The sequence below is a fragment of the Parasphingorhabdus halotolerans genome (assembly GCF_012516475.1).
GTDB lineage: Bacteria > Pseudomonadota > Alphaproteobacteria > Sphingomonadales > Sphingomonadaceae > Parasphingorhabdus > Parasphingorhabdus halotolerans.
In genome coordinates, this window is record NZ_CP051217.1 from 1,569,315 (window position 1) to 1,582,619 (window position 13,305).

The 13,305-nt window shown below is 53.5% G+C and carries 17 protein-coding genes; 13 read left to right on the forward strand and 4 right to left on the reverse strand.

The features are described 5' to 3' along the window. Window positions 1-350: 350 nt before the first annotated feature. From HF685_RS07550 to uvrB, 3 genes are all read right to left on the reverse strand, one after another. Window positions 351-1,151 carry a class I SAM-dependent methyltransferase gene (locus HF685_RS07550; protein WP_168818999.1) on the reverse strand — a complete coding sequence of 267 codons (801 nt, stop codon included), beginning with the start codon at window positions 1,149-1,151 and terminating at the stop codon, window positions 351-353. A 118-nt stretch (window positions 1,152-1,269) separates the two neighbouring features. Beyond that, entirely contained in the window at window positions 1,270-1,605 is a 336-nt protein-coding gene (locus HF685_RS07555; RefSeq protein WP_168819001.1) for a HigA family addiction module antitoxin, read from the reverse strand. 113 nt (window positions 1,606-1,718) lie between these two features. Beyond that, window positions 1,719-3,899, reverse strand: a complete 2,181-nt coding sequence (gene uvrB, locus HF685_RS07560; protein WP_168819002.1) for an excinuclease ABC subunit UvrB — start codon at window positions 3,897-3,899, stop codon at window positions 1,719-1,721. A 129-nt stretch (window positions 3,900-4,028) separates the two neighbouring features. Here uvrB and HF685_RS07565 point away from each other — a divergent pair, with 129 nt between their 5' ends. The 13 genes from HF685_RS07565 to pal all read left to right on the forward strand — a co-directional run bounded on the left by HF685_RS07565 (window position 4,029) and on the right by pal (window position 12,932). Next, window positions 4,029-4,580 carry a DUF3617 domain-containing protein gene (locus HF685_RS07565; RefSeq protein WP_168819004.1) on the forward strand — a complete coding sequence of 184 codons (552 nt, stop codon included), beginning with the start codon at window positions 4,029-4,031 and terminating at the stop codon, window positions 4,578-4,580. 158 nt (window positions 4,581-4,738) lie between these two features. Next, window positions 4,739-5,779 carry a serine hydrolase domain-containing protein gene (locus tag HF685_RS07570; protein WP_168819006.1) on the forward strand — a complete coding sequence of 347 codons (1,041 nt, stop codon included), beginning with the start codon at window positions 4,739-4,741 and terminating at the stop codon, window positions 5,777-5,779. A gap of 48 nt (window positions 5,780-5,827) precedes the next feature. After that, a complete protein-coding gene (locus HF685_RS07575) occupies window positions 5,828-6,211 on the forward strand; it encodes a VOC family protein (RefSeq protein ID WP_168819008.1) in 384 nt (127 codons plus the stop codon). Between the two features lie 4 nt (window positions 6,212-6,215). Beyond that, window positions 6,216-6,608: a VOC family protein gene (locus HF685_RS07580; RefSeq protein WP_168819010.1), complete on the forward strand. Its 393-nt coding sequence runs from the start codon at window positions 6,216-6,218 to the stop codon at window positions 6,606-6,608. A gap of 25 nt (window positions 6,609-6,633) precedes the next feature. Beyond that, window positions 6,634-7,980, forward strand: coding sequence for an amidohydrolase (locus tag HF685_RS07585; protein ID WP_246218801.1), 1,347 nt, complete (start codon window positions 6,634-6,636; stop codon window positions 7,978-7,980). Window positions 7,981-7,986: 6 nt separating this feature from the next. Beyond that, window positions 7,987-8,274 (forward strand): hypothetical protein, encoded by a 288-nt coding sequence (locus tag HF685_RS07590; protein ID WP_246218802.1) that lies wholly within the window; start codon window positions 7,987-7,989, stop codon window positions 8,272-8,274. Next, the gene (locus HF685_RS16340; protein ID WP_246218821.1) at window positions 8,253-8,333 is read left to right on the forward strand and encodes a TraR/DksA C4-type zinc finger protein; all 81 of its coding nucleotides are present in this window, start codon (window positions 8,253-8,255) and stop codon (window positions 8,331-8,333) included. Before HF685_RS07590 ends, HF685_RS16340 begins: the two co-directional genes overlap by 22 nt. A 140-nt stretch (window positions 8,334-8,473) precedes the next feature. Then, window positions 8,474-8,950 carry a YbgC/FadM family acyl-CoA thioesterase gene (locus tag HF685_RS07595; protein ID WP_168819014.1) on the forward strand — a complete coding sequence of 159 codons (477 nt, stop codon included), beginning with the start codon at window positions 8,474-8,476 and terminating at the stop codon, window positions 8,948-8,950. 13 nt (window positions 8,951-8,963) lie between these two features. Further along, window positions 8,964-9,662, forward strand: a complete 699-nt coding sequence (gene tolQ, locus HF685_RS07600) for a protein TolQ (protein ID WP_246218803.1) — start codon at window positions 8,964-8,966, stop codon at window positions 9,660-9,662. A gap of 2 nt (window positions 9,663-9,664) precedes the next feature. Then, entirely contained in the window at window positions 9,665-10,117 is a 453-nt protein-coding gene (tolR, locus tag HF685_RS07605) for a protein TolR (protein WP_168819016.1), read from the forward strand. Window positions 10,118-10,132: 15 nt separating this feature from the next. After that, window positions 10,133-10,969 carry a cell envelope biogenesis protein TolA gene (locus tag HF685_RS07610; protein WP_168819018.1) on the forward strand — a complete coding sequence of 279 codons (837 nt, stop codon included), beginning with the start codon at window positions 10,133-10,135 and terminating at the stop codon, window positions 10,967-10,969. Between the two features lie 79 nt (window positions 10,970-11,048). After that, entirely contained in the window at window positions 11,049-12,338 is a 1,290-nt protein-coding gene (gene tolB, locus HF685_RS07615) for a Tol-Pal system beta propeller repeat protein TolB (protein ID WP_168821375.1), read from the forward strand. Between the two features lie 93 nt (window positions 12,339-12,431). Further along, on the forward strand, window positions 12,432-12,932 hold the full coding sequence (gene pal / locus HF685_RS07620) for a peptidoglycan-associated lipoprotein Pal (RefSeq protein ID WP_281352832.1): 501 nt from the start codon (window positions 12,432-12,434) through the stop codon (window positions 12,930-12,932). A 73-nt stretch (window positions 12,933-13,005) separates the two neighbouring features. On the opposite strand, the gene HF685_RS07625 is transcribed toward pal, so the two are convergent. Then, window positions 13,006-13,302, reverse strand: a complete 297-nt coding sequence (locus HF685_RS07625) for a hypothetical protein (RefSeq protein WP_168819020.1) — start codon at window positions 13,300-13,302, stop codon at window positions 13,006-13,008. Between the last annotated feature and the right edge of the window lie 3 nt (window positions 13,303-13,305).

Below are 13,305 nucleotides of genomic sequence, written 5' to 3' on the forward strand. Positions count from 1 at the left end.
TTGGACCTCCCCGCCATAAAATTATGATGCTGCCCAAGTGACTAGGGTGATCTTCTTGGAGACCATCCCGGCATGTTTTGGTTTCAGCCGTAACTACGCAACCTATATAGGACTCAATAGCCGAATATCGGATGAACAGTCGTGTAAACTGTTGTAACTCTTCGTAACGCTTTGAAATTATATTACAAATTTGCGTAATTTAATTGGATTTTGAGCTTCGACAGACCGAGCCGAAAGATCGACTTATTGTGCGCTGCACAAATTTCCATTTCGTTTCAGTATCTTAGGGAAAACTGGTCCGTTAACAGCGTTAACACCGATTCGTTTTGTTCATATTCGGCGAGATCACTTTAGCCTGGTTTGCGGAAACGTATCACGAAACGGGCAGTTTTCCCCCGATTGGATGGATCGAAAACGTTTTTGCTCAGATCATCGTCCGGGTCAGCGAACATATCACTCTCCGCATCCATTACGAACCCGGCTTTGATAAAGTCTGCTTTGGCGACCGCAGGATCGATCCGGTGCGTTCTCTCGACAATCTCTCTGGTATCGCCTGCTTCGCCAACATGATCGATCACCGCTACTATGCCGCCGGGCTTCATCCCGGCATAAAGCCTGGCCAGAATCGCATCAGGGTCCATCCGGGCCACTTTAAACTGCTCACTCTCCCAATAGAGATCATGATAGATGAGATGAAGCATGGCGAAATCATAGGTGTTCGGCGTCGGAACATAATCGCCGAGTTGCGATTGCTCCAATGAAACATTGGGTTGACGACCGGCAACCCCGGCCCATTTCGCTTTGGCCGCATCACTCGACACAAATTGCGGCGGATTGACTGCCACTACAGAACCCGTCGGCCCAACGGCAGCGCCCATAATCTCGCTGTAATATCCGCCACCTGCGAATATATCCAGCGCGGTATCGCCGGTCTCAAGCCCCATAAACGCGAGCACTTCTGCCGGCATCCGGCCAGCGTCAAGCTTTGTATCGCCCTCTTCTCGTCCGGGAGCCGCTATGGCGGCGGTAAAATCAGGAGCGGCTTTAACTGCTGCCACCGAAGATACCGAAGCCGTTTCACCCTGGTCCGTCGAACAAGCGCCGAGCGCCAATGCAGATGTTGCCAATGCCAAAAATATCGATGGGCGCATTTCATTACTCCTTTGGATTGTGGTCGGAGCATGAACCCAGCCGTTGCCAAGCACAAGCAATGGCAGCGTTGCTGGTCTACATCTGAAGGTTGTTGGTCGAAATCGACGCTTCGCCGCTTTATATCGCGCGAGGGGTTATCTTGATCAAGTCTTCGTCCTCCAGATTATGCATCCGCTCCAAATCATAATCGACCTGCATGCGGAGAAAGTAACCGTCTGGCAGCCGGAAATAGCGACCGAGGCGCAGATCAATATCGGCATCCACCGCAATTTCACGATGGAGCAGCGCGTTAATTTTCGTCACCTCAATACCAGTATCGTGGGCAATTTCGGCGGGCTCAATCTCCTCTCCAATACCAAAATCATAATGCAGGACATCGCCTGGATGAACGTTATGGAGACCGTTGTTGATATGGCCAACGGCTTTGGTGAAAAGGCGGGAAGCAAGGGTCATTGCGCGTCCTTTTTGACGGTTTGATCGTATCCCTGTTTTGCAACTTTGCCCGACTCTCTTATACGCCTCATTTAATGATGGCTCAATAGCAACGATTGGCACGCAAGCACCTTTCACCCCATTTTTCGCTGCGTCCGCCCATATTTCCCTTTGCGTGTTCCCGGCCTTCCTTCGGTGGCCCTGCCCTTCGGTTGTGCAACTTGCAGATTAGCGGGAAGCCCAAGCTCGTCTGCTTCGAGTTTGCGGATTTCATCGCGCAGACGTCCTGCTTCCTCAAATTCCAGATCCGCCGCAGCATCGCGCATGCGTTTTTCGAGGCTTTCGATATGGCTGCGAAGATTGTGACCGACGAGATGCGCGGTATCATCATCGATTGGCACCGTAACCATATCTTTCGACGCCACATGCGCAACGATATCGCCAATGTTTTTCTTGATCGATTGCGGTGTGATCCCATGCAGCTTGTTATATTCTTCCTGTTTCTCGCGGCGGCGACCTGTTTCATTGAGGGCGCGCTCCATCGATCCGGTCATGCGGTCGGCGTAAAGAATGACACGTCCATCGACATTTCGTGCCGCACGGCCAATCGTCTGGATCAGCGACGTTTCAGAACGCAGAAAGCCTTCCTTGTCGGCGTCTAGTATCGCAACCAGACCACATTCGGGAATATCGAGACCCTCACGCAGCAGGTTGATCCCAATCAACACATCATAAACGCCAAGCCGCAGATCGCGGATTAGCTCGATCCGTTCCAGCGTCTCGACATCACTATGCATATAGCGGCATTTAATCCCCGCCTCGTGCATAAACTCTGTCAAATCCTCGGCCATGCGCTTGGTAAGCGTCGTGACCAGCGTGCGATAGCCCTGCGCCGTAACCTTGCGGCATTCGTTGATCAGATCATCCACCTGGTCCTCGACAGGTTTAATCTCGACCGGGGGATCAATCAGACCCGTGGGGCGAATGACCTGCTCGCTAAATACGCCGCTGGTCTGTTCCATTTCCCATTTGCCCGGCGTTGCCGATACACTGACCGTTTGCGGACGCATTGCGTCCCATTCATTGAACCGCAAGGGCCGGTTGTCAATGCAGCTTGGCAAGCGAAAGCCATATTCGGCGAGCGTAATCTTGCGGCGGTGGTCGCCTTTTGACATCGCCCCGATTTGTGGCACGGTCTGGTGGCTTTCATCTACGAACAACAGCGCGTTGTCAGGAAGATACTCGAACAAGGTCGGTGGCGGCTCGCCAGGCATACGGCCGGTAAGAAAGCGCGAATAATTCTCGATCCCCGCACAACTTCCGGTTGCGGCGATCATTTCGAGGTCAAAGTGGGTGCGTTGTTCGAGCCGCTGATGCTCAAGCAACTTGCCTTCGGACTCCAGCTCTTTCAAGCGAACGGCGAGTTCGAGCTTAATAGCTTCCATCGCCTGTTTCATGGTCGGCCCGGGCGTCACATGGTGGGAATTTGCATAGATACGCACTTTGTTCAGGCTCGCGCCCTTTTTGCCCGTCAGCGGATCAAATTCGACGATCTCTTCGACTTCATCGCCAAAAAACGAAATCCGCCACGCCATATCTTCATAATGCGATGGGAATATCTCAAGATTATCGCCCCGCACCCGGAACGTGCCGCGCGCAAAGGCCATGTCATTGCGCTTATATTGCAACGATACGAGCTTGCGAATAATATCTCGCTGATCCACCGATTGTTCTTTTTCAAGATCAAAGATCATCGCCGAGTAGGTTTCAACCGAGCCGATACCGTAAAGACAGGATACCGAGGCAACGATAATCACATCATCGCGTTCGAGCAAAGACCGGGTTGCCGAGTGCCGCATCCGGTCAATCGCTTCGTTTACCGAGCTTTCCTTTTCGATATAGGTGTCGGAGCGGGCGACATAAGCTTCCGGCTGGTAATAATCATAATAGCTGACAAAATATTCGACTGCATTATTGGGGAAAAAATTCTTGAACTCCCCATAGAGCTGGGCCGCCAGAATTTTATTCGGCGCGAGAATCAGGGCGGGCCGCTGGGTGTGCTCAATAATTTTGGCCATGGTGAAGGTTTTGCCGGAGCCGGTGACACCAAGCAGAACCTGATCCTTGTCGTCTGCGCTAATGCCTTCAACCAGTTCCTTGATTGCCGTTGGCTGGTCGCCCGACGGTTCAAAGTCGCTTACCAGCTCAAATGACCTGCCGCCCTCTGATTTCTCTGGCCGAACTGGCTTGTAGGGAATAAAATTTTCATCCGTATCGGGCTCCGCCAAGCCCTTTCTGATTACCAGTTTTGCCATGCAGCCAATATGGGTGCAAACCACCCAAATGTCATCCCTTGTCTCAGATGGAAAAAGTCAGAAATTTACATTCCCGATTTGACTGTTTATGACAATATGTACGGGTTATAAAACGAGGGAATTCATACAGTGCAAAAATTATTGATGTCGGTCGCGTCAGCGGCCCTGCTTTTCGGTGTGACTGGTTGTTCGGACAAAGGCGCGGATGCTGATGGTGATGGAATAATCACGGCGGAAGAAGTGGCGAAGGAAATGGATCAGGTTACTTTGGAGCCGGGTGAGTGGGAAAATACAGTCGAGATTGTCGACGTTAAAATTGAAGGCCTGCCAGAAGGTGCGCCAGCCGGAATGCTTGACGGTATGAAAGGCAAGAAAACCACCAGCAAATCTTGCATGACCGAAGAGCAAGCCAAAAATCCTGGCGCGGAATTTTTTGCAGCACAGGAAAAAACCAATTGCGAAGTGAAGAAATTCGACATGAGCGGCGGCGCGATATCTTCGGAAATGGCGTGTACCGATATGGGCGGCGCTCCGGGCAAAATGTCCATGGCGATGGAAGGCCAATATGGACCGAGCAGCTATGACATGACGATGAAAATGGATGGCGGCGCTGCCGGCATGAAAATGAACATCACCGCCAAGAACAACGGCAAACGTGTTGGTGATTGTCCGGCTGGATGATTGAAACCACATCGCTTGGAAATTTGATCAAGGCAGGGGCGCATTGCTTCTGCCTTTTTCTTTGCTTGGTGGGTATATACGGAACAGGTCTTGCCCAAGAACACTCGAAACTCGATGGAGCACCAGCAGCAATTCGGATCGATTTTACGGCCAAAACAATGTCGGTGTCAGCCATTCAGGGGTTTTCAAACCGCACAACAGGACGCGCCTTGATGCCCGATGATCCGGTGCGGATTGCATCCGTATCCAAATTATTTGTAGCCTTGGCGGTGATGCGACTGGTTGAATCAGAACAACTCAATCTTGATGCCGATGTAAATGATTATCTTGATTGGAATCTGCGCAATCCTGCATTCCCCGATGATCCTATCACACTGACACAGCTGCTCTCACATCAATCCGGGTTGCGGGACGGAATTAACTACGCTCTGCCGATGGATGCCCTGCTGGAGCAAGAATTGCGCGATCCCAAAGCGTGGGACTCCCAACACCGATCCGGCGAAAATTTTGCCTACGCCAATCTCAATTTCCCGGTCATCGCTGCGATTATGGAGGCTGCTACCGGCAAGCGGTTCGACCAGATCATGCAAGGCGAAGTATTTAAGCCGTTGAAGCTCAATGCCTGCTTTAACTGGATAAACTGCCGCGATACCGAAATAGAGCATGCTGTAACGCTCTATCGCCCTAATGGTGATGTTGCGCGTGATGATCTGCGAGGAAAGCGGGAAGCTTGCGAGGTTGTGCCGACAAGCGACGGCAGCTGCGATTTATCCCGCTATCAACTCGGCAAGACCGGATCAATCTTCAGTCCGCAGGGTGGATTGAGAATATCCGCCGTGGATCTTGCCAAAGTTGGACAGATGTTTCTGCGAGACGACGGGGAATTTCTCAGTCGCGAGAGCATTTCCAAAATGACTGATCCCCAATGGGTTTATGACGGCGGAAACGGAGATAGCGAGGACGGTTATTTCTGCGCCTACGGGATGGGCGTTCATGTTCTTGCCCTCGGCAATCGACACAAGAGGTGCAAGGATAACGCGTTCGGCGACAATATGACCTATTGGGGGCACAGCGGTGAAGCCTATTCACTGAAATCGGGATTGTGGATGCAGCCTTTGCTCGGAAAGGGCACGGCCTTCTTTCGCACCGAAGTTCCGGAAAATGATCCCGCAGGTCATTGCATCTATTTCTGCGAGTGATAGGTTTCATGTCGAAACCGAATCAATAGAACCCAAGAGGAGAGAGATATGATCGCCTACACCATGCTCGGCACGAACGACAAAGACAAAGCCTTTGCCTTTTATGATGCGCTTTTTGAAGGCACCGGCGTGAAGCGCTTGTTCAAAACGCCAGCTGGCGGGCAATTTTTTGGCAAAGGGCCTGGTCAACCCATGCTTTGCATCACTTCTCCCTATGATGAAGGCGAAGCCTGTTTCGGCAATGGCACGATGGTCGCGCTGCAATTTGACAGTACCGAGGAAATCGACAAGCTTCACGCCCGTGCGCTCAAATTGGGTGCAACAGACGAAGGTGCGCCAGGATGGCGCGCGCCAGATGTTTTTTACGGAGCCTATTTCCGCGATCTTGACGGCAATAAACTATGTTGCTGCAAAATGAATATGGGAGGATGAAGCAATGATCGGTTATGTAACGCTTGGAACCAACGATCTTGATAAAGCGCGTTCCTATTACGACGCGCTGCTCGGCGAGCTCGGCGCGAAACGCCTGATGGAAATGGAAGAAAATGGCTTCACGCTCTATGGCGTGGATATGGCGACGCCTTCCATTGCCATCACCCAGCCTTTTAATGGCGAAACTGCGCAACCCGGCAATGGCAATATGATTGCACTGCAAATGCAGGAACGGGCGCAGGTCGATAACCTCTACAATAAGGGCCTGGAACTGGGCGGCAGTGACGAGGGCGCGCCCGGTGTTCGCGGCGATGAAGGGCCTATGGCTTTCTATGCGGCCTATTTCCGTGATCCGGAAGGCAATAAGCTTTGCGCTTTCCGGCTTGGGCCAGCATAAGAACCGAAAATATAGGGAGAGAATCGTGAAACATCTTTTGGCTTTGGCCGCTACGACTGCTTTGATCTGGACGTCACCTGCTGCAGCGCAAAATAGTTCGACGTCGCCGGAACTGAAGGCCGCTATCGCTGCTGATTATGATGATAAGCTGGAAGCCCTGTTTCTCGACTTTCACCGCAATCCGGAACTGTCCTATAAGGAAGTACGCACAGCTGGAATCATAGCCAGGGAATGGCGGGCATCCGGCTTCACGGTGACGGAAAAAGTCGGCGGGACCGGGGTTGTCGCAGTGATGAAAAATGGCGATGGCCCAACGCTGATGCTGCGCGCCGACATGGACGGCCTGCCTCTGGTTGAAGACAGCGGCCTCGACTATATGTCCACAGTCAAACAGGTCAGCATCGATGGCGAGGAACAGCCGGTCATGCACGCCTGTGGCCATGATGTGCACATCACCTCGCTGATTGGCACGGGCCGGAGATTGGCTGCGCTGAAGGACCAATGGCAAGGGACGCTGGTGTTGATCGCGCAACCGGCTGAGGAACGCATCGGTGGCGCGAAGCTGATGATAGATGATGGTCTCTATAGCCGCTTCCCCAAGCCCGACTTTGCAATGGCTTTCCATGTTTCGGCGGACACGCCAACCGGCAAGCTATCTATTGGTGAAGGCATTGAAAGCAGTTCATCCGATAGCGTCGATATCATTGTCCACGGTGTTGGCGCGCATGGAGCCTCACCTCACCGCGGCAAGGATCCGATCGTGATGGGCGCGCAGATCATCATGAATCTCCAGACGATTATCAGCCGCGAAATTGCGCCACTCAAACCCGGCGTGATTACCGTCGGTTCGTTCCACAGCGGCTTCAAGCATAATATCATTTCCGACAAAGCTGTGATGCAACTGACCGTGCGTTCGGATGACGAAGAAACGCGCGCCAAATTACTCGAAGGGATCAAGCGCGTTGCAACCAACGTTGGCCGGATGAACGGACTGCCGGAGGACAAGCTGCCTGAGGTTAAAATCTCGCATGAATCGACCCCGGCCAATTACAACGACTCCGCCCTTACCAAGCGGGTGAAAGATGTTTTCGCCGCCCGTTTCGGCGAAAAGGTATTCGACAATAAACCACGCGAAGGCATGGGTGCCGAAGATTTTGCCTATTTTGTGGCTCCCAATACCGATGTCCCCGGCGTCTATTTCTCTGTCGGCGGAACCCCGCAGGCCGATTTTGATCGGGAAAAAGCCGGCGGCGCGCCTGTGCCATCGCATCATTCCCCCTTCTTCAAGGTTGCTCCCCGGGAGTCGGTGACTTTGGGAACGGAAGCAATGACCGCAGCGGCGCTGGAACTATTGGCGCCAAAATCCAACTGATGGCCTTTGACTGAACCGCTTTCCGCCAAACAGATTGAGGCGCTGCACCAGTTACTGATGGAACGGCAAGCGGAACTCAAAGCGCTCGACGCCGATGCCGCATCGTGGCGCAATACAGTCGAACTCGATCAGCAAAGCGTTGGTCGCCTTTCCAGGATGGACGCCATGCAGCAACAGGAAATGGCGCAAGCCGAAGCACGGCGGCGGACGAGCGATCTGGCGCGGATTGAAATCGCGCTAAAACGATTTGATGGGGTGAGTATGGCTGGTGCTTGCAATGCGGCGAGCCGATAGCGTTTAAACGGCTGGAGATTGATCCGGCCGCCGCGCTTTGTATCGGATGCGCTGCTTGAACTCCATCTGGCGCCAGATGATTACGCCTCGCGTTTGTTTGGCCGTAGTCTAGTCCAATTGAGTCAAAATCACGTCCAATTGACAAGTCGGGCTATATTCCCTCTTTCGCCTTTGAATCCAGCAGCCTAATGTTCGCGCCATGACCGCGGATCCTGAGATTCCTAACAACATAAAACCGCATGACGGGCGTTTTATTGATGGCCGTCACTATTTCGCTTGCCGGGTCTATTTTGAAGACACGGATTTCTCCGGGATTGTCTATCATGCCAATTATCTGCGCTACATGGAGCGCGCGCGTTCCGATATGTTGCGCGGACTTGAAATGAACCAGCATGAAGCCTTTGGCAGCGGGGAAGGCGTTTATGCTGTCACGGATCTCGACATCAAATATGTATTTCCCGCAAAACTGGATGATGATCTGGTCGTCATCAGCACTGTCCAAAAACTGCGCGCAGCCAGCTTGATTATCGAACAGAAGATTATGTGCGGTGTGCGGCAAATTACGTCAGCCAGCGTTCAGGCTGCCTTTCTTACCCCCGCCGGACGGCCTCGGCGCCATCCACAAGCATGGACAAAAGCATTTGCTAGCGTCATGACGCAAAATAACCCCGAATAAGAGGACCATTGCTTTGTTAGACCAACTTTCTGTTGACGCCGTATCCGGTAATTTTTCACCAATCGCTTTGTTTCTGGAAGCTGATATCGTCGTTAAACTGGTGATGGTCGGCCTGTTACTGGCCAGCGTCTGGACCTGGACGATCATCGTCAGTTTCGCCCTCAAGATAGGACGCACGCAGAGCAAATCCGAGAAATTCGAGCGCGCGTTTTCCTCTGCCGACAATGTTGACAGCTTTTATGAAAGTCATGGAAAATCAACGCTGCCGATGGCAAAAGTGCTTGCCGCTGGCGTCAAAGAATGGCGGCGATCCACGGCGCGCGGCCCGATTGACCGCGATGGCACAAGGCAACGATTGGCGACAGCAATGAACGCCACAATCGCGCATGAAGTGGACCAGCTGGCAGATCGTTTGAACTTCCTCGCAACCGTCGGCAGTGTTGCACCATTTGTCGGTCTATTCGGCACAGTCTGGGGTATCATGCGCAGTTTCTCGGCCATCGCAGCCGAACAAAATAGCTCCCTCGCGGTGGTTGCGCCCGGCATTGCCGAAGCGCTTTTTGCGACCGCCATTGGTCTGTTTGCAGCCATTCCGGCGGTCATCGCCTATAACCGCTTCTCCCATCGCCTGAACAAGCTTGAGGCTCGCATGGGGCGTTTTGCCGATGGTTTCCACGCCACGCTGAGCCGTGAGCTGGAGCTTGGAGACTGAGCATGGGCATGAACATGGGATCAGGCATTGGCAGGCGTGGCGGCAGACGCGGCCGGGCGCCGATGGCAGAGATTAACGTCACCCCATTTGTTGATGTGATGCTCGTGCTGCTTATCATCTTCATGGTTACCGCGCCATTGCTGGTTGCCGGTGTTCCGGTGGATCTACCGGAAAGCCGTGCCAACGCGCTGGAACAGGACCAGGAGCCGGTGCAAATTTCAATTGATCCGGAAGGCCGGGTATATCTTGGTGAGGACGAGGTCAGCCAGTCCGCGCTGGCTGCACGACTTGGTGAAATAGCCGCAACGCAGGATCCGGAAAATCCGCGCCAGATCATGCTGCGCGGCGACAAAACTCTGGATTACGGCTTGATCATGGGTGTGATGGGCGAACTCAATCGGGCAGGCCTTAACCGGGTGTCATTAGTCACAACAGGTTCATCTGACACAAATTAGGACTTACACGCTGATATGGAAAAGGCTGAAAAAATTGGCTTGGGAGTGGCAGCGGCAGGGCATATTGCCCTGTTCGGTGTGTTATCGCTCAGCCTGATTGCCAAGCCCGATGAAGCGTTTCGGCCCAAGCCAATGGAAGTGATGATTGCCGATGAAGTGGGGCTGGAAAGCTCGACACCTAATCCGGCCATGGTCGCGCCCGCTACCAGTGTGGCGCCAGAATTGGGCCTGCCGGAAGAAAGCAGCTTCATGGAACCGGAGCCGCTGCCGGAACCGCCGCCGACTCCGGCAGCTACACCGAAACCAACGGTGAAACCTGCACCAACGTCGAGTGAACCGCGCCGGAGGCCTGACAAACCAACAAGCACCACAAAACCAAAACCCAAACCGGCGGCTAAACCGACGCCTGCTGCCAAGCCGACACCGGCGGCAAAACCAAAGCCGACGCCGAAAGGCTCCCGCCTCGGAGATGATTTCCTCAAGGGCGTAACCGATGCTCCATCAACCAGCCAGAACCAGAATATTCGCGCTGAAAAAGCGTCTGCCTCTGCCGTGGCTTCGCTCCAGCGTGAGCTTTACCGACTGGTGAAACAGCGATGGAGTCCACCATCTGGCGCAGATTCCGAATTGCTACGCACCAAGGTAGTGGCGCGACTGGACCGTGATGGCAAAATCATTGGTAGCCCTTCGGCTTCAACTACTGGGATAACCGCCAGCAATCGCTCACAAGTTGGTGTGCATCAGGAGCGGGCTATTGCCGCTGTCCGGCTTGCTGCGCCCTATACCACTTTCCCAGAGAAATTTTACGACGAATGGAAGGTCATTGAGCCTGTCCTGTATCAAGGTATTTAGGAGACTATAAGTGTCAAAAATAACCGCGACTCGCACCCAATCAAGCCATAGGCTTTTTTCATGGATTGCTGCATCGTTCATGCTGATCGGCATCACTGCGCCTGTCAAAGCGCAGCTGACTGTCGATGTCGATAACAGCGCAGGCGATGAATTGGTCATCTCGGTTCCTGGCTTGCCAACACCGCAAAGCGTCAACACGCCTGCTGGCAGCACCGCAGAACTTGGCGGCAAGATCAGCGATGTCATTGTCAGCGATCTGCGCTCGAGTGGGTTGTTTAAGCCAAAGGGGCGCAACGAAGTGCGCGGCATTAGTTTTGACGAGGTCACCGCGCCGCAATTTCCCTATTGGGCGGGCACCAATAGCTCGGCGCTGATTCAGGGTTTTATACGCGCCAATCCCGACGGCAAATTGACCGTTGGCTGTTATCTCTATGATGTTGCGCTGGAAACAGAACTCACCCGCCAAGGATTTGTTGTCGATCCCGGCGACTGGCGGCGCGCGGCGCATAAATGCGCTGATAGCATCTACTCGCGTTTATCTGGGGAATCGCCGTTTTTTGACAGCCGCATTGCCTATATCGCCGAAACCGGGCCGAAGGGAAACCGCACCAAACGTCTGGCGATCATGGACAGCGACGGTGCCAATCACCGGTTCATCACGAACGGTCAGGCAACCGCACTCACCCCGCGCTTTTCACCTGACTATCGCAGACTGGTCTATCTCAGCTTTCTCGATGGGAACCCGCGAATTTATGTTTATGAGATTGGCACCGGGCAACAGAAACTGATTACCCAGAGCACCAACCCGACTTTTGCTCCACGCTGGTCGCCCGATGGCAAGTGGATCCTCTATTCCATGGCGATTTCCGGCAACACTGATATTTACAAGGTATCATCCGGCGGTGGGACACCGCAGCGGCTGACATTCTCGCCGGGTATTGATATTGGCGGCAGCTTTTCTCCCGATGGCAGCAGGATCGTGTTTGAAAGCGATCGAAGCGGGAGTCAGCAGCTTTATGTGATGGGCGCCAATGGCGGCAATGAAAACCGCATCAGCTTCGGCGGCGGGCGCTATGCAACGCCGGAATGGAGCCCGCGCGGAGATTTAATCTCTTTCACGAAAATGGCCGGTAATTTCCGCATCGGTGTAATGACTCCAAGCGGTGGCGGTGAACGTTTGCTCACCAATAGCTGGCAGGATGAAGCGCCGACCTGGGCACCCAATGGCCGCGTCATCCAGTTCTTCCGCACAGCGCGCGGCAGTGGACAGACCGGTATTTGGCAAGTGGATTTGACCGGCCGCAATGAACGGAAACTGCCGACACCGGTCGATGGCTCGGACCCTGCTTGGGGTCCTTTATTACCGTAGACTTGACTTCACCATTCGAATCGCGACAAGTACCTGATAAGTCGCTATAACTGGAATTAATTGCAACCAGAATAGGAGCAGAAATATGTTAAAATATGCGACCCCCTCCTGATTACCTCCAGCCTGGTGCTGGCAGGCTGCGCAAAGAAGGCACCAGATGATCTGCCACCGCCGCCCGTTGGGACAACCCAACCGACCGGACCTACTGGACCAGTTGGCCCCGGCTATGCTCCCGGGTCACAGGGTGATTTCCTCGCCAACACCATGTCTGACCGGATCCTTTTTGATACAGACCGTTACAATGTGGATTCGCAGGATCAGGTGATTTTACAAAGCCAGGCGCAATGGCTGGCACAACATCCCAATGCCCGGATCACAATTGAAGGCCATGCCGATGAGCGCGGAACGCGGGATTACAACCTTGCCCTTGGCGAACGCCGCGCCAATGCGGCGAAAAATTATCTGGCTTCGCTTGGCGTCAGTCCATCACGCATGACAACGGTGAGTTACGGCAAGGAGCGCCCGGATGCTCTTGGCTCGAACGAATCCGCATGGGCGCAAAACCGCCGCGCCGTGAGTGTTGTCGTTCGCTAAAGATCGATTGGTACGTTAAAAAAAAAGGCCGCCACCCGAACCGGGTCGCGGCCGTTTTTTTAATTTCAGAAATCTATTTTTTGGTGCCGGTCATTGCCATTTCACCAAAAGCGCCCGCTTTAACCGAACCGGCCAGTTGACCATCGGTAATTGTTGCATCGCCTTCCAGTTTCATTGGCATCGGGACCGTCATGTTCATCGTCCAGGTAATGTGGTTGCCATCCACCTTGCCGTCTTCGACATCCATAGCACCCATTGCGCCAGCATTCGTGCCGGTAAATGTATCACCGTCCGTCACAATAGTGAATTCCGAGGTTTGGTCGCCCATAGGGGATTTGGTGACGCATGTATAAGTACCATCAATAGACATAAT